Annotated in this window: 17 protein-coding genes; 13 read left to right on the forward strand and 4 right to left on the reverse strand. The window is 66.0% G+C overall.

Annotated features, from left to right (window positions below):
* The first annotated feature begins 10 nt into the window (after window positions 1–10).
* From IP65_RS14950 to IP65_RS21995, 12 genes are all read left to right on the forward strand, one after another.
* Window positions 11–1,258, forward strand: a complete 1,248-nt coding sequence (locus IP65_RS14950) for a pyridoxal-dependent decarboxylase, exosortase A system-associated (RefSeq protein ID WP_054132214.1) — start codon at window positions 11–13, stop codon at window positions 1,256–1,258.
* A gap of 293 nt (window positions 1,259–1,551) precedes the next feature.
* Complete coding sequence (locus IP65_RS14955; protein WP_231627739.1) at window positions 1,552–2,142, forward strand: XrtA/PEP-CTERM system exopolysaccharide export protein; 591 nt, start codon at window positions 1,552–1,554, stop codon at window positions 2,140–2,142.
* 58 nt (window positions 2,143–2,200) lie between these two features.
* Window positions 2,201–3,718: an XrtA system polysaccharide chain length determinant gene (locus tag IP65_RS14960; protein WP_054132215.1), complete on the forward strand. Its 1,518-nt coding sequence runs from the start codon at window positions 2,201–2,203 to the stop codon at window positions 3,716–3,718.
* 11 nt (window positions 3,719–3,729) lie between these two features.
* Window positions 3,730–4,854 carry an AAA family ATPase gene (locus tag IP65_RS14965; protein ID WP_054132216.1) on the forward strand — a complete coding sequence of 375 codons (1,125 nt, stop codon included), beginning with the start codon at window positions 3,730–3,732 and terminating at the stop codon, window positions 4,852–4,854.
* A complete protein-coding gene (locus IP65_RS14970; RefSeq protein WP_054132217.1) occupies window positions 4,851–6,542 on the forward strand; it encodes a hypothetical protein in 1,692 nt (563 codons plus the stop codon). Before IP65_RS14965 ends, IP65_RS14970 begins: the two co-directional genes overlap by 4 nt.
* Before the next feature lie 22 nt (window positions 6,543–6,564).
* Window positions 6,565–7,845: an XrtA/PEP-CTERM system-associated ATPase gene (locus tag IP65_RS14975; protein WP_054132218.1), complete on the forward strand. Its 1,281-nt coding sequence runs from the start codon at window positions 6,565–6,567 to the stop codon at window positions 7,843–7,845.
* A gap of 17 nt (window positions 7,846–7,862) precedes the next feature.
* Entirely contained in the window at window positions 7,863–8,753 is an 891-nt protein-coding gene (locus IP65_RS14980) for an XrtA system polysaccharide deacetylase (RefSeq protein WP_043608188.1), read from the forward strand.
* Window positions 8,750–9,811, forward strand: a complete 1,062-nt coding sequence (locus tag IP65_RS14985; protein WP_054132219.1) for a FemAB family XrtA/PEP-CTERM system-associated protein — start codon at window positions 8,750–8,752, stop codon at window positions 9,809–9,811. Before IP65_RS14980 ends, IP65_RS14985 begins: the two co-directional genes overlap by 4 nt.
* On the forward strand, window positions 9,745–11,043 hold the full coding sequence (locus tag IP65_RS14990) for a TIGR03087 family PEP-CTERM/XrtA system glycosyltransferase (protein ID WP_369801298.1): 1,299 nt from the start codon (window positions 9,745–9,747) through the stop codon (window positions 11,041–11,043). The genes IP65_RS14985 and IP65_RS14990 overlap by 67 nt, the downstream gene beginning before the upstream one ends.
* Complete coding sequence (xrtA, locus tag IP65_RS14995; RefSeq protein WP_231627732.1) at window positions 11,012–12,631, forward strand: exosortase A; 1,620 nt, start codon at window positions 11,012–11,014, stop codon at window positions 12,629–12,631. The genes IP65_RS14990 and xrtA overlap by 32 nt, the downstream gene beginning before the upstream one ends.
* An 18-nt stretch (window positions 12,632–12,649) precedes the next feature.
* Window positions 12,650–14,554, forward strand: coding sequence for an XrtA/PEP-CTERM system amidotransferase (locus tag IP65_RS15000; RefSeq protein WP_022675962.1), 1,905 nt, complete (start codon window positions 12,650–12,652; stop codon window positions 14,552–14,554).
* Window positions 14,555–14,732: 178 nt separating this feature from the next.
* Window positions 14,733–16,922 (forward strand): EAL domain-containing protein, encoded by a 2,190-nt coding sequence (locus tag IP65_RS21995; RefSeq protein ID WP_231627733.1) that lies wholly within the window; start codon window positions 14,733–14,735, stop codon window positions 16,920–16,922.
* Window positions 16,923–17,426: 504 nt separating this feature from the next.
* Here the strand turns inward: IP65_RS21995 and zapE are convergent.
* Entirely contained in the window at window positions 17,427–18,545 is a 1,119-nt protein-coding gene (gene zapE, locus IP65_RS15010) for a cell division protein ZapE (RefSeq protein WP_022675960.1), read from the reverse strand.
* 96 nt (window positions 18,546–18,641) lie between these two features.
* Window positions 18,642–19,424: a succinate dehydrogenase iron-sulfur subunit gene (locus tag IP65_RS15015; protein ID WP_022675959.1), complete on the reverse strand. Its 783-nt coding sequence runs from the start codon at window positions 19,422–19,424 to the stop codon at window positions 18,642–18,644.
* Between the two features lie 373 nt (window positions 19,425–19,797).
* On the opposite strand from IP65_RS15015, the gene IP65_RS15020 reads away from it, so the two are divergent.
* Window positions 19,798–21,738 (forward strand): S9 family peptidase, encoded by a 1,941-nt coding sequence (locus tag IP65_RS15020; RefSeq protein ID WP_197279263.1) that lies wholly within the window; start codon window positions 19,798–19,800, stop codon window positions 21,736–21,738.
* Window positions 21,739–21,744: 6 nt separating this feature from the next.
* On the opposite strand, the gene IP65_RS15025 is transcribed toward IP65_RS15020, so the two are convergent.
* Together IP65_RS15025 and IP65_RS15030 are read right to left on the reverse strand one after the other, a co-directional pair.
* Complete coding sequence (locus tag IP65_RS15025; RefSeq protein ID WP_054132222.1) at window positions 21,745–22,746, reverse strand: SRPBCC family protein; 1,002 nt, start codon at window positions 22,744–22,746, stop codon at window positions 21,745–21,747.
* 109 nt (window positions 22,747–22,855) lie between these two features.
* Window positions 22,856–23,437 (reverse strand): GbsR/MarR family transcriptional regulator, encoded by a 582-nt coding sequence (locus IP65_RS15030; protein ID WP_022675956.1) that lies wholly within the window; start codon window positions 23,435–23,437, stop codon window positions 22,856–22,858.
* Window positions 23,438–23,468 lie beyond the last annotated feature (31 nt).

The raw sequence follows: 23,468 nt of genomic DNA on the forward strand, positions 1-23,468 counted from the left end.
ACCCCGGCAGATGAAACCGCTTGGCCCCATTCCCCCGCATTTTCCCGCCCAAGGGGCAGACCTGATGATTGCCGGGCGCCCGGCGCGCGCCTGGGCGCAGGAGCACGGCACGCCGTTGTTCGTCTATGACGCCGCCGTGGTGCGCTCGCGCGTGGCAGAACTGCGTGCGGCGCTGCCGCCGGCCGTCCGGCTGCACTATGCGGTCAAGGCCAATCCCTTTGGCCCGCTGCTGGCGCTGCTGGCGGGCCTGGTCGACGGGTTTGACATCGCCTCTGCCGGGGAACTGGCGCTGCTCGCCGCACAGGGCATCGATCCGGCGCGCGCCGGGTTTGCCGGGCCGGGCAAGCGCGATGCAGAGATTTCCGCCGCGATCGCGGCCGGTGTCACGCTGCATTGCGAATCCGCGCGCGAGGTGGAGCGCGCCCTGGCGCTCGGCGCTGCCGCTAACCAGCGGCCCCGGCTGGCGATTCGCGTCAATCCTGATTTCGACCTGCGCGGTTCGGGCATGAAGATGGGCGGCGGCGCGCGGCCCTTTGGCGTGGACGCGGAAAAGGTGCCGCCGCTGGCCCGCCGCATCGTGGCCGCCGGGGCAGACTGGCGCGGTTTTCACATCTTTGCCGGCAGCCAGGCGCTTGATGCCGAGGCGGTGATCGCCACCCAGGCCGCGACGCTCGACCTGGCGCTGCGCCTGGCGCAAGAGGCGGGCGTACCGCTGCCGGCGCTCAATCTGGGCGGCGGTTTTGGCATCCCCTATTTCCCCGGCGATCGGCCGCTCGATCTGCCCGCCGTGGGCGCGGCGCTGGCGCAGGAACTGGAGCGCCACGCAACGCAGTTGCGCGACACACGGCTGGCGGTGGAACTGGGCCGCTATCTGGTGGGAGAGGCCGGCGTCTATCTGGCGCGGGTGATCGAACGCAAGGAAAGCCGGGGTGAGGTGTTCCTGGTGACCGATGGCGGGCTGCATCACCAACTGGCCGCCAGCGGCAATTTCGGCACGGTGGTACGGCGCAACTATCCGCTGGCGCTGGCCACACGCATGGATGCCCCGGCCGATGAGGTGGCCAGCGTGGTGGGGTGCCTGTGCACCCCGCTCGATCGGCTGGCAGACCGTGCGGCCTTGCCGGTGGCGGCCGAAGGCGATGTGGTGGCGGTGTTCTGTGCCGGTGCCTATGGCGCCACGGCGAGTCCCGCGGCGTTCCTGGGGCATGGTCCGGCGACGGAAATCCTGGCGGAAAGCGCCGCACACACGGTGGGTTAATCTTTGCCCGGGCACCCGTCCCGAATTGGGACCGGGCGACCAAGCGCCTTGTCCGGAAAGCCCGTTGGCAACAAGGATAACCGTATCTTCACCCTTTTTGTCGATAGCCGATGATGAAGGTCGCAGGTCTCGATGGTCCCGATAGGGGACACTACGTGGGCCGGCGCAAGAGCCAGACAAAGGAATCGATTGCGATGCCGTTCCATTCCGGCCCAGCCCTGAACGCCGCACGGCCCGCAGGCCCGCGCAGGCGTCTTGCCCGCCTGGGCCTGGGAACGGCGTGCCTGTCGCTGATGCTGACCGGCTGTGCCGGTGGTGCCCATGGCCCGCAATTGCCGCCTGCCGCGTTCGTGGCGCTGCAGGAAGGTCCGGGCGAGGAATACGTGATCGGCCCGCTCGATGAATTGACCATCTTCGTGTGGCGCAACCCGGAACTGGGCGCCTCGGTGCAGGTGCGGCCCGATGGGCGCATCACCACGCCGCTGATCACCGACATGCCCGCCGTGGGCAAGACGCCCTCGATGCTGGCCGAAGACATCAAGCTGCAGCTGTCGCAGTATATTCAGGAACCGATCGTCTCGGTGATCGTCAACAAGTTTGCCGGCACGTTCAGCCAGCAGGTGCGCATCGTGGGCGCCACCGAAAAGCCGGCCTCGATCCCCTATCGCGCCAACATGACGCTGCTCGACGCGATGATCGCGGTGGGCGGGCTTTCGGAATATGCCGCCGGCAACCGCGCGCGGCTGGTGCGGTTTGACAAGACCACCGGCAAGCAGACCGAATATGCCGTGCGCATCGGCGATCTGTTGCGCAAGGGCGATACCAAGGCCAATGTCATGCTGATGCCCGGCGACGTGATCATCATCCCCGAAAGCACGTTCTGACGATGGCGCGGGGGCACCACATCAGGCCGGCGCCGCACCTGCGGGAGCGCGGCGCGGCATGACCAACATTCTCGATGAAGTGCGCATCGCGCTTTATGGCATCTGGCACCGCCGCTGGCTGGCGCTGGGTGTGGCCTGGCTGGTCTGCCTGCTGGGCTGGCTGGTCGTGGCGATGGTGCCCAATTCCTATGAATCCAAGGCGCGCATCTTCATCCAGATCGATGATGTCCTGTCCGACCAGATCGGCATTGGCGGCAATGCCAAGCAGGATATCGAGCGGGTGCGCCAGACGCTGACCAGCACGGTCAACCTGGAAAAGGTAGTGCGCGCCACCCGCTTGGGCGACAAGGTCACCAACGACAAGCAGATGGAATCGGCCGTGGCGGGGCTGGCCACGCAGATCAAGGTGGTGAGCCAGCAGGACAACCTGTTCGAGATCAGCGCCACATCGGGCCGCGGTTCCTATACCGATGCGCAGAATGCCAAGCTCGCCCAGGACGTGGTGCAGAAGATGATCGACATCTTCCGCGAGGAAAACCTGGCCGGCGGGCGCGGCGAGATGACCGACAGCCTGGCCTTCATGGATCAGCAACTGGCCGATCGGCAGAAGGACCTGGAAGCGGCCGAGCAGAAGCGCCAGGAGTTCGAAGCCAAGAATGCCGCGCTGATGCCGGGCACAGGCTCGGTCACGGCCAAGCTAGAAGGCGCGCGCACCGAATTGCGCGGGGTGGAATCCGATCTGTTGGCAGCGCAAAGCGCGCTTGCCTCGATCAATGGCCAGCTTTCCGGCACGGCGCCGACGATCACCATTCCCGGCGCTCAGGGCGGCGCCCATGGCGCTCTGGCCCAGGCGCTGGCCGACCTGGCCTCGATGAAGGCGCGCGGGCTGACTGACAGCCATCCCGATGTTCTGGCGGCCAAGGCGCAGATTGCCAGCCTGCAACGGCAGGCCGCCGCCGAAGGCAAGATTGGCGGCACGCCCAACCCGGCCTATGCCTCGCTGCAGTCGATCAAGGCTGATCGCGAGGCGAGCATGGTGTCGCTGCAATCGCGCAAGGCCTCGTTGCAACAGGAAATCGGCCAGCTTACCGGCCAGCAATACAGCGAGCCGGCGGTTGCCGCCGAAGCGGCGCGGATCAACCGCGATTACGATGTGCTCAAGGACCAGTACGACAAGCTGCTGCGCGATCGCGAGCAGCTGCGCCTGCGCGGACAGGTGGAAAGCGAGCACAACTCGGTCAAGTTCGATGTGATCGATCCGCCCAGCACGCCGCGCGGGCCTTCTGCGCCCGATCGGCCGCTGCTGCTGATGCTGGTGCTGGTCGTCGGCCTGGCAGCGGGCTGTGGCGCGGCGTTTGCCATGGCGCAACTGCGTTCGAGCTATGCCACCACTGGCCAGCTGGAGCGGGCCACGGGTATGATCGTGCTGGGCTCGGTGTCGCTGACACAGACCGCTGCGGCGCGGGCGCGGCAGTGGAAGCAGCTGAAACTGTTCGGTGGTGCCACGGCTGGCCTGGTGCTGGTATTGTTCGTGCTGCTGGCCGTGGAATTCATGAAGCGGCGGATGGTGGCATGAGGGTGCAGGACATGACGGACCAGAGCAACACGCCCCAACCGCCGGAAGATAGGCCGCCCGAAAGCGGGCCACGCAAGGCCGGTCCTTCGCTGATCGAGCGCGCGGCCGGGACGTTCGATTTCCGCCAGCACTTGCGCGCGCCGGTGCTGCCGCCGGTGCCGCCGGCGCCTGCCGCTCCGGTGGCTGCACCGCCAGCGCCCGCCGCTCCGATGGCCGAGCCGGTTCAGCCCGAAGTGCCCGCGCCCGAAGCCGCCGAGCCAGCGCCCGCTGCCCCGTTCGCACCCGAGGGCGCGCAGGTGTTCGTTCCCGCGAGCAGCGATGCTGCACCGGTCGAAGCCGGCACGCCGGCGCCCTTTGCCAATCCGGCGCTCGAAGGCATTCCCTCGCGGCAGCGCTTCAAGAAGGCGCCGCAGCCGATCGATCGCCGCCTGCTGCGCGAGCAGTGCCTGATCGAGCCGGAGGGCCAGGTCAGCGCGCTGTTGGAAGAGTTCCGCATCGTCAAGCGGCAGCTACTGTTGCAGGCCGCCGATTCGCGCGCCGGCCGTACTGCCCGCCATGGCGAGCGCATTCTGGTGTGTTCCGCCCATCCGGGCGAGGGCAAGACGTTCTGCGCGGTGAACCTGGCGCTGTCGATCGCGGCGGAGAAGGACAACGAAGTGCTGCTGGTCGATGCCGACTTTGCCAAGCCTTCGGTGCTGTCCACCCTGGGGCTGCCGGGCGGGCCGGGGCTGATGGATGCGCTGGCCGATCCGGAGGTGATGGTGGAGGAATGCATCATTCCCACCGATATTCCCGGCCTTTCCGTGCTGCCGGCGGGCAACCAGACCGGCTCTGACACGGAATACCTGGCCTCGGTCCGCACCCGCGCGATCCTTGACCGGCTGACCGCGCAGTCACCCAATCGCATCGTCATTTTCGATAGCCCGCCAGCGCTGGCAGCCTCGCCGGCATCGGAACTGGCCATGCACGTGGGCCAGGCGGTGATGGTCGTGCGCGCCGACGTGACCGGCGAGGCCGCGCTGCGCGATGCCGTCGGCATCCTGTCGGGCTGCGCGGACATCAAGCTTCTGCTCAACGGCACGCGGTTTTCGCCCACCGGGCGGCGGTTTGGCACCTATTACGGATACAAGGAATGAAACGCGCGCGTTCCCTTATCCTGGGCGGCCTGCTGGCTGGCCCCTGCCTGGCGGGCGCGACGGCGGCCGAGGCACAGGTTCTGCCCTATCAGGTCGGCAGCGACGATCGCCCGGCTGCGCCTTCCGGTGGCGGCAGCGATGGGCACGGCAGCGCACGCGGCGTGGGTTCGGGCGTGCGCACCACGATCCGTCCCTATCTGGAAGTGACGCAGAACCTGCTGGCGCAGATCACGCCGGGCAACGACGTGGTGACCTATACCGCGCTGGCCGCCGGGGTGGATGCCACGCTGGCCGGGCGACGCACGCAGGGCCAGATTTCGGTGCGCTATGAACGTCGCTTTGTCGAAAAGGGGCAGGTTGGCGATTCCGACACGATTTCCGGCCTGGCGCGCGTCTCGCACCAGTTGATCCTGCGCACGCTGAGCATCGACGCTGGCGCGCTCGCCGCGCGCACGCGGGTGGAGGCCAATGGCTCCGCCTCGCTCAACCCGCTGTCGGTCAACGATGCGATCAGCCAGGTCTATTCGGTCTATGCCGGACCGAACCTGACGACCCATGCCGGCGACGTGGCGATCAATGCCAACTACCTGGCCGGCTATACCAAGCTGACGCAGAAGAACGCCTATCAGCCTGCCGCCGGGCAACCGCGCATCGACCTGTTCAACCATTCGCTGATGCAATCGGCGCAGGTTTCGGCCGGGACCAAGGCCGGCACCGTGCTGCCGGTTGGCCTGGTCGCCAGCGCCGGGTGGGACCGCGAGGATATCTCCAACCTCGATCAGCGCATCGACGACAAGCGCGCCGGCTTGCAGGCAACCTTGCCGGTGAGCCGCACGGTACAACTGGTGGGCGACGTGGGCTGGGAGCATATCCGCGTTTCGTCACGCGATGCGCTGCGCAATGCCAATGGCAACCCGGTGATCGGCAGCGACGGCCGCTATGTCACCGACAAGAGCCAGCCGCGCCGCATCGCCTATGACAGCGACGGACTGACCTGGGACGTGGGCGTGATGTGGCGGCCCAGCCGGCGCACGTCGCTCTCTGCCTTCATCGGCCGGCGCTATGACAGCACGACCTATTTCGGCAGCTTCTCCTATGCGCCGAACACGCGCAGCTCGCTCAACATCTCGGTGTTCGACGGCATTTCCGGTTTCGGATCCAGCCTGTCGAACGCGCTGCGCCAGGTGCCGACCGATTTTGCTGCGGGCGGCGCGACCGGCTGCGGCATCGGGGCGACGGGCGGTTCGTGCGTCAACGGCGCGCTGTCGTCGGTATCGTCCTCGGTCTTCCGCCAGCGCGGGGTCAGCGCGACCTATGGCTTTGCCATGGGCCGGCTGCGCCTGGGCGTGGGGGCGGGCTATGTCCGCCGCCGCTTCATTGCCGCGCCGGGCACGGTGCTGGCCCAAGCCAATGGCACGGTGGACCAGAATTGGTACGTGACTGGCGGGGTTTCGGGCCAGTTGGGCCGCGATGCCAGCTTCAGCGTGGCGGTTTACGATGCCTGGTACGATAGTGGCACCGCGCTGTTGGGAACGACCAATTCCTATGGCATTTATGCATCTTACTATCGCCGCCTGGCCGATCGTCTCACCGCAACGGCTTCGGTTGGGCTTGACGGGGTGAGCCGCGATCTGGCTGCGGACCAATTGGAAGCGACAGGCCTGATCGGCCTGCGCTACACGCTTTGACGGTTCTGGAGGCGTAACGCCGATGTACGATGACTTTTACCGCCTTTCGGCCCGTCCGTTCCAGCTGACGCCCGATCCCGATTTCTATTTCGAAAGCGCCACGCACAAGAAGGCGCTGTCCTACCTGGGCTATGGCCTGGCGCAGGGTGAGGGCTTCATCGTCATCACCGGCGAGGTGGGCGCGGGCAAATCGACGCTGGCGGCGCACCTGCTGGCCAGCATCGACCGCGCGCAGCTAACGGCCGCGCAGATCGTGACCAGCAAGCTCGATGGCCAGGAACTGGTGCACATGGCCGCACGCGCGTTTGGCCTGGATGTGGCGGGCCATGACAAGGCCGCCGCGCTCGCGCGGATCGAGGCGTTCCTGCATGACGAGGCCCGCGCCGGGCGGCGCTGCCTGCTGGTGGTGGACGAGGCGCAGAACCTGAGCGTGGAAGCGCTGGAAGAGCTGCGCATGCTGTCGAACTTCCAGTTGGGCGCGCATCCGCTGTTGCAGATCCTGCTGCTGGGTCAGCCCGAATTCCGCACCCTGCTGCAGCAATCGCCCCGGCTGGAGCAGTTGCGCCAGCGCGTGATCGCCACGCACCATCTGTCGCCGATGGAACCCGAAGAAGTCGGCCCCTATGTCGAGCATCGCCTGGTGCGCGCGGGATGGAACGGCAACCCGGCGTTCGAGCCGCGCTTCTTTGCCGATCTTGCCCGCGCCAGCGGCGGCGTGCCGCGCCGGGTCAACCAGATCCTGAGCCGTGTCTTGCTGGCCGGCGCGCTGGAGCAAGCCAGCCGGATCGAGGCCGGGCTGCTGCATGCCGTGCTGGATGACATGGCGTCTGACAGCGCCGTTTCGGTGGAAAGCGCGCCGGCGCCCGCCGCTGCCCCGGCCGCTGCTTCGTCTGCCATGCCCGAGGCGGCATCGTCGCAGGCACTGGGGCTGACGGCCGATACCTTCCACGGCGAAGGGCAGGGCCAGGCCAAGCCCGAGGGCGACGGCAGCCGCACCACGCGCCACGATTTCGATCTCGCCGCGATCGAGGCGGCCATGGCCAGCCGCGACGAGCAGATCGCCGAACTGCAGCAGGCGGTGATCGAAGTGGCCGAAATGCGCGCCGCTCACGGTGACGAAGCCGCTGCGGCCCAGGCCGATGGCACGGCGCGGACCGAGGCGCTGGAAGCCGCGCTGAGCGATGCCGCCGCGCGCATCGGCGTGCTGGAGCATCGCCTGGCCGAGCAGGAGCAGGCCATTCGCCACGTGCTGACCATGCTGATCGAATGGTTCGAGACCGACCGCCCCAAGCGCGCGGCCTGAACGAAAGCAGCCCATCCATGTCTGCGCCTGTCATCAATGGCCTGTCGGTCGATGTTGAGGAATGGTTTCAAGTTGGCGCCTTTGAAAAGGTGATCGACCGCGCCGCCTGGGACGGGCTGGATTCGCGGGTGGAGCGCAACGTCCAGGCCATTCTGGCGATGTTTGCCGCTGCCGGCGCCAAGGGCACGTTCTTCACGCTGGGCTGGGTGGCGCAGCGCCATCCCGCGCTGGTGCGCGCCATTGCCGATGCCGGGCACGAGGTGGCCAGCCACGGCTGGGATCACCAGCGCGTGTTTACCATGGATGCGGCACAGTTTGCCGCCGATCTGGCGCGCGCCCGCGATGCGCTGGAACAGGCGAGCGGGCAGGCCGTGACCGGCTATCGCGCACCGAGCTTTTCGATCGATGCACGCACGCCCTGGGCGCACGAAGTGCTGGCGCAGGCCGGCTATGCCTATTCTTCGTCCGTGGCTCCGATCGTTCACGATCACTATGGCTGGCGCGAGGCGCCGCGCTTTGCCTTCCGCCCAGTGCCGGGCAGTGCCCTGCTGGAAATTCCCGTGACGACGGCCGAAGTGGCCGGGCGGCGCATGGCGGCGGGCGGCGGCGGCTTTTTCCGCCTGCTGCCCTATGGCGTGTCATCCTGGGCAGTCCGGCAGGTCAATGCTGCGGGGCGCCCGGCGGCGTTCTATTTCCATCCCTGGGAAATCGATCCCGATCAGCCGCGCCGCACCGATGCACCCTGGCGCTCGCGCTTTCGCCATTACACCAACCTTTCGGTCATGGCCGGCAAGTTGGAGCGGCTGCTGCGTGATTTTTCCTGGGGGCGGATGGACGCGGTGGCGCGGGCCGAAGCCGCCTGGGTGGCCAGCCGTGACGCCGCGCTGCCCGCTGCGGCGGCGGCATGAACGCGCCGTTTCGCCTGGCCGCGCCGCAGGTGCGCGAGGCGCAGGCGGCCGACCTCGACGCCTATGTCCGCTTTCTGGCGGGGCAGGACCAGGCGACCGTTTTCCACGACCCGCGCTGGCTTGATGGCGTGGCGCGCGGCAGCGGCCATGCCAGCCGCCTGCTACTGGCCGAGCAGGCCGGCGTGATCGTCGCGGCGCTGCCGCTGCATGCCGTATCGTCGTGGCTGTTTGGGCGGGCGCTGGTCTCGACCGGCTTTGCCGTGGGCGGCGGGGTGGTGGGTGATGAAGTCGCCGCGCCCGCGCTGATCGGCGCGGCGCAGGATCTGGCGCGCCAGCTCAACAGCCCGACGATCGAGCTGCGCGGCGGGGTATTGCCGCAAGGCCCGGATTGGCATGTGAAGCACGACAGCCACGCCGGCTTCGTCATGCCGCTGGCGGCGGACGATGCCGCGCAGTTGCAGGCCGTGCCGCGCAAGCAGCGCGCCGAACTCCGCAAGGGCCTGGCCCAGCCGCTGGAAATTCGCACCGGGAACAGCGCGCAGGATCGCGCCTGGCACTATCGCGTCTATGCGCAATCGGTGCGCAACCTGGGCACGCCGGTGTTTCCGCGCCGGCTGTTTGCCAGCGTGCTAGATGCCTTTGGGGATGATGCGGATATCCTCACCGTGCTGCACGACGGGCAGCCGGTGGCGAGTGTGCTCAGCCTCTATCATCGTGGCGCGGTCATGCCCTATTGGGGCGGCGGGGTGTTTGCCGCGCGGGCCCTGCGCGCCAACGACGTGATGTATCACGCGCTGATGAACCACGCGCGCCGGCGCGGCATGACGCACTTCGATTTCGGCCGGTCCAAGGTGGATTCGGGCGCCTATCACTTCAAGCGCAACTGGGGCTTCGTGCCCCAGCCGCTGTCCTATGCGCAGTGGACTGCCGATGGGCAGGCGCCGCGCGACGTCAACCCGCTGAGCCCGCGCTACCAGGCCAAGATCCGGTTGTGGCAGAAGCTGCCGCTGCCCGTGGCCAACCTGATCGGGCCGCTGATCGCGCGCGGGCTGGCCTGACGGGCATGGGCGAAATCCTGTTCCTTGCGCATCGCATCCCGTTCCCGCCTGACCGGGGCGACAAGATCCGCTCGCACCATATTCTCAAGGCCCTGGCCGCGCTGGCGCCGGTGCACGTGGCGTGCCTCGCCGACAATGCCCAGGACATGGCGCACGAAGCGGAACTGGCAGCCGTGGCGGCAAGCCATTGCCTGGTGCGGCGGCGCGGATCGCTGATCGGTGCCGGGCTTTCGGCACTGCTTTCCGGCCGGCCGATCAGCCTGGCGGCGTTCGCGTCCACCCGCCTGGCCCGCTATGTGAAGCAGGTGCTGGCAACCCGGCCGATCTCGACGATTTTCGTGTTTTCCGGGCAGATGGCGCAATACGTGCCGGCCTCGTTCCAGGGCCGGGTGGTCATGGACTTTGTCGACGTGGATTCGGCCAAGTTCGGCCAATATGGCCGGCGCCCCGGGCTGGGCGCGCCGGTCTATCTGCGCGAGGCGTGGTTGCTGCGCCGCTATGAGGCGCGGATTGCGCGGCGCGCCACCACCAGCCTGCTGGTGAGCGAGGCCGAGGCCGATCTGTTCCGCAGCCGCCTGAGCCGGGGGCCGGTGCCCGATGTGCGGGCGCTGGGCAACGGCATCGACACCGCGCTGTTCGATCCGGCGGGTATTCCGATGGCGCCCGAACTGGTCATGGGCGGGCCGCAGATCGTGTTTACCGGGCAGATGGACTATCCGCCCAACGTTGAGGCGGTGGTCACCTTTGCACGGCAGGTCATGCCGCTGATCAAGGGGCGCTTTCCCGGCGCGCAGTTCAATGTGGTGGGCCGCGCGCCGACCGCGCCCGTGCTGGCGCTCGATGGCGTGAACGGCACGCGGGTAACCGGCGCGGTGCCCGATGTGCGGCCCTGGCTGGCCGGGGCCGATCTGGTCGTGGTGCCGCTGAGCCTGGCGCGCGGGGTGCAGAACAAGGTGCTGGAGGCGATGGCCATGGCGCGGCCGGTGCTGCTTACCCCGCAGGCCGCCACCGGCATTGCCGCAGTGGATGGGCGTGACTTTGCGATTTCGCCGGCCGACCCGGAAGAACTGGCGGCACGCGCCGTGGGACTGCTGACCGACACCATCCGCGCCGATGCGCTGGGCCGCGCGGCGCGTGCCTTTGTGATCGGGCAGTGCAGTTGGGAGCGGATGCTGGCCCCTTTGCCTGGCCTGGTTGGCCTTGATCGCCGGTTTGGCCGCCGTGCGGCTTGAAAACCCCTCCGTCGGGCCTGCGGCCCGCCACCTCCCCACGAGTGGGGAGGATCACGTATCCTCGCTCGCTGTGCGCGATGGGGCGGCCACCGGTGTTGTGCCCTGGGTCATGCTGGGCTTGTGCTGGCTGGGCCTGATCGGGTTGTTCCATGCCGATTGGGCGGCGATGGCGGGGCAGTGGTGGGACAGTTCAACCTATAACCACATCCTGCTGGTGCCGGCGATCCTGGCCTGGTTGGTGTCGATGCGCTGGCCCGCGTTGCGCCAGATTGCGCCGCAGGGCTGGTGGCCGGGATTGGTGCTGTTTGCCGGGGCGGCGTTCCTGTGGATGCTGGGCGATTTTGCCGGGTTTTCGCTGGTGACGCAGACCGCCTGCGTGGTGATGCTGCAGGCCAGCTTCCTGGCAATCATGGGGCCGCGCCTGGGCGCGGCGCTGTTGTTTCCGCTGGCCTACATGCTGTTCCTGGTGCCATTCGGGGATGAACTGATCCCGCTGCTGCAGATCGTGACGGCGCGCATTGTCATGGTGCTGCTGCATCTGGTGGGCATTCCCGCCGCGCTCGATGGCGTATTCATCACCACGCCGGCTGGCTATTTCAAGGTGGCCGAGGCCTGTTCGGGGGTGAAGTTCCTGATTGCCATGGTCGCCTATGGCGTGCTGGTGTGCCAGGTGTGCTTTCGCCGCTGGCCGCGCCGCGCAACGTTCATGGCCATGGCCCTGATCGTGCCGATCCTGGCCAACGGCGTGCGCGCCTGGGGCACTATCGTGATTGCCGGCTGGCGCGGTATCCAGTTTGCCGCCGGTTTCGATCACGTGTTTTACGGCTGGGTGTTCTTTGCCGTGGTCATGGCGCTGACGATGCTGGCCGGCTGGCCGTTTTTCGATCGGGCGCGGGATGATCCGCCGGTGTCGGTAGCCGCGATCCTGGCGGATCGACGCCTGGCCTGGGCAGCGGGGGCACGCGTGGGGCAGGGGCTCGCGCTGGGTGTGCTGGCCGCTCTGGCGCTGGCGTTCGTGGGCTGGGGCGCGGCGGCCGGGCGCCTGGCTGCGCCACTGCCCGCCCGTATCGACCTGCCGGCCGTTCCCGGCTGGCACCGCGTGGCAGCGCCGGGCGGCTGGCCCTGGCAGCCGCGCCATGGCGGGGCCGATCATCGCCTGCTGGGCCGCTATGCCGACGATGCCGGCCATGTGGTGGACGTGTCGTTTGCGCTCTATGCCGCGCAGGGCGATGGGCGAGAGGCAGGCGGCTTTGGCGAAGGGGCCGTGCCGCCGGGTAGCGGCTGGGCCTGGGAAAAGCCGGCGCCAAGCATCGCCGGTGGCAAGGGTGACATGATCCAGGCGCCTGGCCCGGTGCACCGCTTGGCGATTACCTGGTACCGTACCGATGGCTGGCTGGGCAGCAGCAACATGGCGCTCAAGCTGTGGAACATTGCTGACCGACTCTTGCTGCGCGCGCAGCCCACGGCCACGCTGATCCTGTCGAGCGAAGACAATGCCGGGGCGCCCGCCGCGCCGGCCCTGGCCGCTTTCGTGGCGGCCACCGGGCCGCTGGACCGCTGGATCGATACCGTTTCGCGCGGGCAATAGGGGGCTGGTTTTCAAGGCATGTGCGGCATTGCGGGGATCTTTCACACCCAGGGGATGAAGCCGGTCGATCCGGAACGGCTGCGCGCCATGGGCGATGTCATCGCGCACCGCGGCCCCGATGGCCATGGCGTGTGGACTGCGCCTGGCGTGGGGCTGGGCCACCGCCGCCTGTCGATCATCGACCTGGCCGGATCGCCCCAGCCCATGGCCAGCGCCGATGGCGCCGCCGTGCTGGTGTTCAATGGCGAAATCTACAACTACCAGGAACTGCGCCGCGAACTGGCGGCCCTGGGCGCGCGGTTCCGCACCGACGGCGATAGCGAGGTGATCCTCGCCGCCTGGCAGCAGTGGGGCGTCGATTGCCTGGCGCGGTTCAACGGCATGTTTGCCTTTGCCCTTTATGACCAACGCGCCCGCACGCTGTTCCTGGCGCGGGACCGGCTGGGGGTAAAGCCGCTGCACATGGCCACGCTGGCCGATGGCAGCGTGATCTTCGGATCGGAACTCAAGCAGTTGCTGGCCCATCCGATGTTGCGGCGGACGGTCGACCCACTGGCGGTGGAGGATTACCTCGCCTGGGGCTTTGTGCCCGATGGCCGCGCGATCCTGGCCGGGGTGGAAAAGCTGCCGGCCGGGCATTACCGCCTGCTGCGCCATGATGCACCGCCGCCCCCCAGCGTGCGCTGGTGGGATGTCTCGTTTGCCGAGCGCGACAAGGCCAGCCAGAAAGACCTCGAAGCGCATCTGCTGCACCGGCTGCGCAAGGCGGTCACCTCGCGCATGGCGGCCGACGTGCCGCTGGGCGCATTTCTTTCGGGCGGGGTGGACAGCTCCACCGTGGTGGCGCTGATGGCCGAGGCCAGCCGCGACCCGGTCAAGACCTGCGCGATCGGTTTTGACGTGGCCGCGCTTGATGAAACCAGCTGGGCCGGCGCTGTGGCGCAGCGCTTTGCCACGCAGCACCATGCGCGCACGGTATCGTCCGATGATTTCAAACTGGTCGACCGCCTGGTGGCGATGTTCGACGAACCCTTTGCCGATGCATCGGCGCTGCCCACGTTCCGCGTGTGCGAGCTGGCGCGGCAGCATGTTACGGTGGCGCTGTCGGGCGATGGAGCGGACGAGGCGTTTGCCGGTTATCGCCGCCAGGTGTTCCATCACCGCGAAGAGCAGGCGCGCGCGCTGGTGCCGGCGGGGCTGCGCCGCCCGGTGTTCGGTGCGCTGGGCCGTCTCTATCCCAAGGCCGACTGGGCGCCGCGCCCGCTGCGCGCCAAGGCCACGTTCCAGAGCCTGGCCGAAGATGGCGAAACCGGCTATGCCCGCGCCTTGGCGGTGACCGCGCCAGAGGCGCGCGCCGCGCTGTTCAGCCCGGAGTTCCTGCGGCTGCGTGGCGATTACCGGGCTGAGACGCCGCTGATCGACCTGATGCGCCAGGCGCCGGCGCGCAGCGGGCTCGACCGCGCGCAATATGCCGATCTCAAGTTCATGTTGCCCGGCGATATCCTGACCAAGGTCGATCGCACCAGCATGGCTGTGAGCCTTGAGGCGCGCGAGCCGCTGCTCGACCACCGCCTGATCGAATTTGCCGCCGGCCTGCCCGAGGCGATGCGCGTGCATGGCGCCACCGGCAAATGGCTGATGAAGCAGACGATGCGCCGCTATCTGCCCGATGATGTGCTGTTCCGGCCCAAGATGGGCTTCGTCACGCCGATCGCCGCCTGGCTGCGTGGCCCGCTGGCGGGCGCAGCGCGCGCGATCGCCACGGGTGGCGCACTCACCCGCACCGGCTGGTTCGATGCCACCCGCATCGCCACGCTGGCCGAATCGCATATCGCCGGAAGGGCCGATAACAGCCGCGTCCTGTGGCAATTGCTGATGCTCGACCGCAGTTTGGCTCGGCTGGATACGGCTTTGTCGTCATAGCCTTGGCGGGCACATGGTGCCTCGCCTGTTACCATCGGTGGTAAACGGTAAGGTGATCTAAACCATTTCGGACTAGCCCCGTAGGGTAATCCAACTGCGCCGATGGTCCATGCGAAAGTTTCTACGATCACCGATCGGAATATCGCTGCTGCTGAGCCTGGCGCTTTGGCAGCCGCTTTTGAGCATCACGGACATTCCGCGCCACGTCTATTGGAATACGGCTTTTCACTTTGTGACGCGCCCGGCGCCCTCGTCGGTGGTGGTGGTGTCGGTCGATGGCATGCCGGAACTGGATACGGCGACCGAAGCGCGCGTGTTGGAGGGAGTGCGGCGGCAGATGCCGCGGCAGGTATTCGTGGATTTGCGCATTCCCTACGGGCTTGATGCCAGCGGGGACAAGCAACTCAAGGCCATCATCGACAGCTACGGCACCGACGTCGCGTTCGTCGCGCGCGCGAGCGAAGCCAATCGCAAGGACAAGAGCGCCTTTACCTTTCCGGCCCGGGAGATTGCCGGCAAGCATCCCATCTATGTTTCCTCTTGGAACGACAACTTCATCCACGCTGCCGTCTCCGCACCCTATTCGGTGACGATCGGAGAGCGGACATATCCCGCGTTCGCGGTCGCGCTTGCGGGTTTGAAGGCGGTTCCGCCCGGCACTTTCTATCCTGATTTCACGGTCGATCCCGCCACGATCCCCCAGGTTAGCGCGCGCACGCTTCTCCAGAATGGCTATTCTCCCGGTTTGCTGACGGGGCGGACCGTGGTTATCACGGCGTCCAATGGCATCGCCCCGATGCGGTACCTCGGGCACGGCATCAAGCCGCCGGTCTCGCTCGACATCGCGGGCGCGGAAGGGCTGAAGCGCCCACTCAACGCTGATCTGTCGTTCCTGCCGCTGCTGTTGCTGGCGGTGGGCACGGTGCTGCTGACCAACCGCATGCAACGCCGCGCAGCCAAGAACATGGCCTATGTCGCGCTGACGATGATCCTGGTGTTCCTGCCGATCTCGGTTCGCTTCCTCGGCTTGGTAGTCCATCCAGATGTCGCCATGACGTTCATGTCGATCTACGGGGCGATCCGGCTGTGGCAGCGGCGCACCCGACGCATTCAACAGACTAGCACGTCAGGATTGCCGAACTTTCTTGCCCTGTCGTCCCACCCGATCGAGGTGGGACGTGATGTGATCGTGGCAGTGGTTGGGCGATACGAAGAGATTCTCGCGACTTTGCCCCGCGATCTGCATGGGGAATGTGCCAATCAAATCGCCCGACGACTGTCGGTGGGATCTGGCGCAGGCCAGATTTTCCACGGGGATGGCGGGCATTTTGCCTGGGCTGAAGAGGCACGCCCGCTCGATGTCCAATTGAGCCACCTGGAAGGGCTGCGTGCCCTTTTTTCCGCGCCTTTGCAGATTGGCACACATACCTTCGACACCAATATCCACTTCGGTCTCGATCGTAACGAGGGGCTCGACGCGCTGACCCGCGTCAATTCGGCGCTGGCCAGTGCCAACGAAGCGCTGAGCAATGGCCGCCCGGTGGAGGTGTTCGAGGCGCATCGGTTGGCCGAGGCGCCTTGGGAACTGTCGTTGCACGCGCGCATCGACGAGGGGCTGCGCAACGGCGACATCTGGTTGGCGTTCCAGCCACAGTGGGATTATCGCACCGGGCGCATTTCCGGCGCCGAGGCGCTGATCCGCTGGAACCACCCGACGCGCGGCTACATCGCGCCCGATGCCTTCATCCTCCAGGCCGAGCGGGCAGGGCGCATCGATGCGCTGACCTATTGGGTGCTGGAAGAGGCCATCACTGCCGCGCAAGCCGTCAATGCCCTGGGCTCACGCTTTCAGATGAGCATCAACCTGTCCGGGCAGATGGTGGACAAGCCTGATCTGGTCGAGAATTTCCGTGAGATCGTCACGCGCCGTGGCATCGACCCTGGCTTGCTGACGATCGAGATCACCGAGACATCAGGCATGAACAACCGGAGCGATGCGGTGCGCAACATGTCGCGCTTGCGCGATCTGGGTTTTCGCCTGTCGATCGACGATTTCGGCACGGGTGAAGCCAGCCTGGCCTATCTGGCCGATCTGCCCAGCGACGAACTCAAGATCGACCGGCGCTTTGTCTCGCGCCTGCTCAGCAGCGACCGTGACCGTGCGATCATCACCAGCACGATCGGCTTGGCCCATGCGCTGGGCCAAGCGGTGGTGGCCGAGGGCATCGAGGACGAGGCGACCTTCCACCTGCTGGCGGCGCTCGGCTGCGATCATGCCCAAGGCTATTACCTCAGCAAGCCGCAACCTTTTGACGTGATGTTCCGCGATTACCAGGCGCGCCTGATGCGGCACAGCAGGGCTGTCTGACCCTTCCAACCACCTAAGGCAGCGTTTCCGTCTCCCTTGCCTGGGCGCACGAGGTGTCCTCGTTCTACTCCCGACTCGAGCGGCCTTCTTCGCGCGATCCGCGCCTATCCCATTGGTTAATCTTGTCTCGCTGCGCTTAAGGGCAAGCCCTAGCTGGCTCATCGGTGCGCGGGCGCCTCCGGTAGCACAATTCCCTGCAAATCTATGGGCTTGGCTGTTCCGAAACGGGACGGCTGCAACGGTTTGCGCCGAATTTGCAATTGTTTACTTCTTGTTAACCAAGGAACTTAGTGATATTCAAAGGCCTCTAACCGTGGATGGAGGTTTTCATGCTGCTTCGCCTGCTGTTCGGCTAATGCCGAAATAGGAATACGCTGGGTATCCGGAGAAATCTTAAGTGATGACCGGCCTGGCCTGTTAATTCCTACCAAAAAGCAAAAGCCCGCGATGAATAATCGCGGGCTTTCGTATTTTCGGAATAAATAAATTTGTCTTCGGTCAGGCTCACTCGTTGCCGTGGCCAAGGGCCAGATAGTCCTGGCTTTGCATTTCCATTAGTCGACTGATGGTTCGATCGAATTCGAACCGGCCATCGCCCGATTCGTAAAGGTTAATGGGCTCGGCATCGGCCGTGGCGATCAGCTTGACCTTGTGTTCGTACAGCGCGTCGATCAGCGTCACGAAACGCGCCGCCTCGTTGCGCTGTTCCGGCCCCAGGCGGGGGATGCCGACGATGATTACCGTGTGATAGGCATGGGCAATCGCCAGGTAATCCGACGCGCCGCGTGGCTGCGCGCACAGCCGCTTGAAGCTGAACACGCCCACACCCTTGAGGCTCTTGGGAACATGCAGCGTGCGTCCGCCGCCCAGATCGAGATCGGCGCTGGGCACGTTGGCGCTGTCTTCCGGGGCAAAGTCGGTCATGCGGAAGAACGCCTCGCGCACTGCTTCGGTGGCCGCCGGGCCATTGGGCACGTGCCAGGTGCCCACGCCCTGCAGGCGCTGCAAGCGGTAGTCGACCGGACCATTGAGCGCGAGCACGTCGAGCCGCTCTTCCACCAGCGCAATGAACGGCAGGAAATGCTCGCGGTTGAGCCCGTTCTTGTACAGCTCTGACGGAGCGCGGTTGCTGGTGGTGACGATGACCACCCCGTGTTCCACGATCAGGGCGGTGAACAGCCGGCTCATGATCATGGCGTCGGCGCTGTTGTTGACCACCATTTCGTCAAAGCACAGCACGTGGCATTCCGCCGCGATGCTGGCCGCCACCGGCACGATCGGATCGCCGCTTTCGCTCTTGCGCGCCTCGCGCAGCCGCGCGTGCACGTCGAGCATGAAGGCGTGGAAATGCGCGCGGCGCTTGGCGGTGACGGCCAGGTTATCGTGGAACAGGTCCATCAACATCGATTTGCCGCGCCCGACGCCACCCCACATGTAAAGCCCGCGCGGCACAGGCGCCTGCTTGCCACGCAACAGGCGGCCGAACAGGCCGGGGGCTGGCGGCGGGTTTTCCAATTCCTGCTGCAACTGGTCCAGGCGGTTGGCAGCGGCGGCCTGCTCTGGATCGGGGCGCAATTCGCCCGAGGCGACGAGTTGGGCATAGCGCTGGGAAATGCGGGTCATGATAAAGCGACGGGCCTTGGGAAAAGCGAAACGCCGGCCGGGGGAACCGGCCGGCGTTCGGGAATGACGCGAAGGGAAAAGGCCAAACCTGGCGCGTCAGATCGCGCGCTCGGCCTGCATCTTCTTGATTTCGGCGATGGCGCGTGCGGGCGAAAGGCCCTTAGGGCACACGTTAGCGCAGTTCATGATCGTGTGGCAACGATAGAGGCGGAAGGGATCTTCCAGCTCGTCGAGGCGCTCGCCGGTCATTTCGTCGCGGCTGTCGGCCAGCCAGCGATAGGCCTGGAGCAGGATTGCCGGGCCGAGGAACTTGTCGGAGTTCCACCAATAGCTGGGGCACGACGTGGAGCAGCACGCGCACAGGATGCATTCGTAAAGGCCATCGAGCTTTTCGCGCTGTTCCGGGCTCTGCAGGCGCTCCTTGCCCGAGGGCGTGGGCGACACGGTCTGCAGCCAGGGACGGATCGAGGCATATTGCGCGTAGAAGTGCGTGAAATCGGGGACGAGGTCCTTGATCACCTGCATGTGGGGCAGGGGGGTGATGCGGATTTCACCCTTGAGGTCTTCGATCGCGGTGGTGCAGGCCAGGCCGTTGCGGCCATTCATGTTCATCGCGCACGATCCGCAGATCCCTTCTCGGCACGAACGGCGGAAGGTCAGCGTCGGGTCCTGCTCGCCCTTCATCTTGATCAGCGCGTCGAGCACCATCGGGCCGCACTGTTCGAGATCGATCTCGAACGTGTCGTAGCGCGGGTTCTCGCCGCTGTCGGGATCATAGCGATAGACCTTGAACTTCTTGATCTTGCCGTTGGTGGCGGCCGCGTGATGGCGCGCCTTGCCGGTGATCGTGGAGTTCTTGGGGAGCGTGAAAGTCGCCATAAAACCGGGTCCTGCTGCACTGGGCCGCTGGCCGGCAAGGCCAGATCGGCTTGAACGAGTCGTCCTTAGCGCAATCGCAGCATGGGGCAAGGGGAGAGTGCCGCTCTTGCCCCATGGTCTGCGTGCCCGAAAACGCGGGTGCGGACACGAGGCATGGTGGCACGCAGTAATCGCATCCGTGTTGGCATTATTTGCGATGCGGCAGGATGGACTAACCGATGCAATCGGCATAACCCTGAAAACATTCGGATAAGGGGGCAAGATGCAGAACAGGGGATGGGCGGGTGCGCAGCGGCTGGGGGCAGGCGTTGGGCGATTTGGATCGGCGCTGACACTGGCATGTGCAGCCGGCGCGATCATCGCGTCGGCAGCCGTGGCGCAAACGGCGCCGCCGCCCGCGCCGGCTATAGCCTCTGCTGCTGCTGCACAGAAGGGCGCGCCTGCCGCGGTGCTGGATGCCGACGCGTTTGCCCAGATCCCGTTCTTTGCCGATGGCGCGCTTTCGCCCGATGGGCGGCGGATCGCCGGCAAGTTCGGCATGGGCGGTACCCAGGTGATCGGCGTCCGCAACCTGTTCGATCCCCAGGAAAAGCCCATGAACCTGGCCGTGCCCGATCAGACCGAGGCCGATTGGGTGCAGTGGGTCGGCGATGACTATCTGCTGGTGAAGCTGCGCGCGCTGCTGCCGATGCAGGACTCCGGCGATCGCACCTATGTCAGCCGGCTGATCTCCATCGAACGCAAGACCGGCAAGATCACGCGCCTGTTGTGGACGCTCGCCGGCCAGAATGTGGCCGACGTGATCTGGGTTGCCCATGACGGCACGCCTGAAATCCTGCTGTCCGCACAGAATTCGATGTACCTGGACGAAGGGTTCTTTCCGTCCGTGCACCGGGTGAATCTAGCCACCGGGCGTGAGCATGTGGTGCAGAGTTCTCGCGACGGCGTGCTGAGCTGGCAGGCTGATGGCAACGGTGTGGTGCGTAGCGGGGTTTCGGTGACCAAGTCGGGCCGGATGTCGCAGCTGTACTATCGCGGTGCCGACCCGAGCCAGCAGTTGCGCACGATCGACCGCGCCAGCAGCAAGGCCCACGAATCCCTGCTCGATCCGATCCTGTTCGTGCCCGGCACGGACAACGCTATTGCCGTTTTGACCGGCGATGATGGACGCGACCGGCTCTATGAAATCAACATGCTGACCCAGCAGACGGGGCGCGTGCTGTTCGAGGCGCCGGCCGGCACCGAAATCGCGCGCACGCTCCTGTCGCAAGACCGCTCTGCCGTGCTGGGCGTGACGACCTCTGACATGCCCGATCGCGTGCACTGGCTGGACAAGGACATGGCCGACCTTCAGGCCGCGTTCGACAAATCGGTCGAGCCGCAGAAGGTCAGCGTGGAGATTTCCAGCCTGAGCGCGGATCGCCGCGCCATGTTGTTGACTCTGGCCCGGCCCGACAGCCCCGGCGCGCTCTATTACTTCAGCCTCGATGGCGGGATGATGCAGCGCGTCGCCGTGTTCAACGACAAGCTCAAGCAGGTGCCGGTTTCGCCGGTAAAGACCGTGCACTACAAGGCGCGCGATGGCTTGAGCATCGAGGCAGTGGTGACCACGCCCAAGGGGCGCGAGGCACACAATTTGCCCGTAGTCATGCTGCCCCATGGTGGCCCCTGGGCGCAGGACGTGGCAAGTTGGGACTATCTGGCGCAGTATATCGCCAGCCGGGGTTATCTGGTGATCCAGCCCAACTTCCGTGGCTCCACCGGCTATGGCGCCGATTTTCTGCACAAGGGCGAAGGGCAGATGGGCCTGGCCATGCAGGATGATATTACCGATGGCCTGGCCTGGGCAGTGGCCGAGGGCATGGCCGATCCCAAGCGAGCCTGCATCGTGGGGGCATCCTATGGCGGCTATGCCACGATGTGGGGCCTGGCCAAGGACCCCGATCTCTATCGCTGCGGCGTCTCGATCTCAGGCGTCGCGAGCCTGCGCCGCGAGGTGAACGACTTCGGCAACTATTACATGGAAGGCAAGTATTCCGACGCTTGGAAAGCGATGACGCCTGATTTCGCGGCGGTTTCTCCGCTCAATGCGGTAGATCGGATCAAGGCGCCGTTGCTGCTGATCCATGGGCGCAAGGACGTGACCGTGGCGGTGAGCCATTCCGATGCCATGGCCGGCCGGATGCGCGCGGCGGGCAAGACGGTGGACTATGTAAGCCTGCCCAAGGCCGATCACTATTTCACCCGGCTTGATGATCGCAAGGCGATGCTTGACGCGATCGGGGCGTGGCTGGCCAAGTACAACCCGTCGTAATTCCGATCATCCGGCCTTGTGGCGGGCTTCGGCCCGCTGCTTGACCACGGCCAGGACATTGTCCTGGATATCGCCGAGCAGCAGTTCGCCCCACCAGCGTGCGTAGAGATTGACGTGGGTCATCGCCACGTAGTTGGTGGTCAGCGTCAGCCGTGTCGTCCCATCGGGCAGAGGTGTCAGGCGATAATCGCCAGTGTCGATCTTGAGGAACGGGCCGTCGGGCGCGATGTGCTCGTCGGTGTGGTGCTGGAGCGAGCTGTTGGTGAAGGCAAAGCGCCAGGCCAGCCGGTGGCCGGGTTGCCACGCGGTCACCCGTTCCTGGAAATCGATGCCCTCGCTCCAATAGGCCGTGCGCACGCCACCCACGCCGGGGCGATCGAGCACCGTGGCGCGAGGACGGGGCAGGCCGAGCACGCTTTGCGAAAAGGTCCAGCGGCCTTCGTCTTTGCCGATGTGGGTGTTGCTGACGGCATAGGGCCAGATTTCGGCGGGGCTGGCGTTAACAATGACCGAGCGGGTCAGCGTCACTGTATCGTGCGGGACGGGGATCTGGCTTTCAACGCTGCCCGCCAGCAGCGGCAGGAATAGCAAGGACGCGTGGAAGCTCGCCGCATCGTCACGCCGACGGCGCATCCTGCGCACTGAGAAGGCGCCAATCAGCCCGAAGATCAGCCAGATCGGTGAGAGCATTACCAGGCAGATAATGCCTTCGCCCAGGAACGCGGCCGAGCCAAAGATTACCAAGCCCACCAGGATCGGTGGCACCGATACATAGAAATTCCTCGAGCGGGTGCCGGCCGGATCGCCGACATAGCAGATCAGCGCACAGAGATAGGCCGGAAATACGGCGAGAAACCACAGGCTGGCAAAGGCTTGATTGCCCGCCCGGCTGGCGCTCATCAGCAAGTAGGCGCTCAGCGCGATGACCAGCGCCAGGGAAAAGCCAGCGATGATCCGGCCCTTGAGCAGGGCGACGGGGGCGCGATCGTCTTGAGGTTCGGCGGGCATGGCTGGGACCTTTTCTATGTTCAGGCAATTCTGAAACGAAAGAAATCGGTATATGGGTAAGATGGTAGCCACGGCCCCGCCGCCGTGGCCGTTGTGCGCGGTGACGGGGTCAGGTCTGGTCGGTTTTGCTGCCGCCGCGCCCGCTGACAAAGCGCAGCAGGCTGACAACCTTGGCGCCCATGCGGATCAGCGTCATGATCTGGGCAGGTGGGACGTTGAGCATCTGCTGATACCAGCCATCCACCGTGTTGACGAAATCGTGCATCGCCACCAGCCGCTGGCGCACCTTGGCGCTGATGCGCGGGTCATCGATATCCTGCATCGCCGCGCCGATTGCCGCGACCATGGGATCAATCTCGCGCGCCTTGCGACCCTGCGCCACTTTGGTGGCCATCTGCCAGAGATCGGCCTCGGCTTCGTAATGATCGCGGCGATCGCCCAGTACCGGCACCCGGTGGATCAGTTTCCACGCGAGCAGTTCCTTGAGGCTGTTCGACACGTTGGAGCGCGCCATGTTGAGCTTTGCCGCGATGTCTTCGGCCGTCAGCGGTCGTTCCGACAGAAACAGCAGCGCCTGAATCTGCGCCACGGAGCGGTTGACGCCCCATTGCGTGCCCATGTCGCCCCAGCGCAGCACGAACTGCTCCACCGAAGGGGGAAGGCGATCCGAGTCGTTTGATATTTCTGTCATGACAGAAATATCTGTCAGATGTGCTTCTTGG

This window comes from Novosphingobium sp. AAP1, from assembly GCF_001295765.1.
GTDB classification, from domain to species: Bacteria; Pseudomonadota; Alphaproteobacteria; order Sphingomonadales; family Sphingomonadaceae; genus Novosphingobium; species Novosphingobium capsulatum.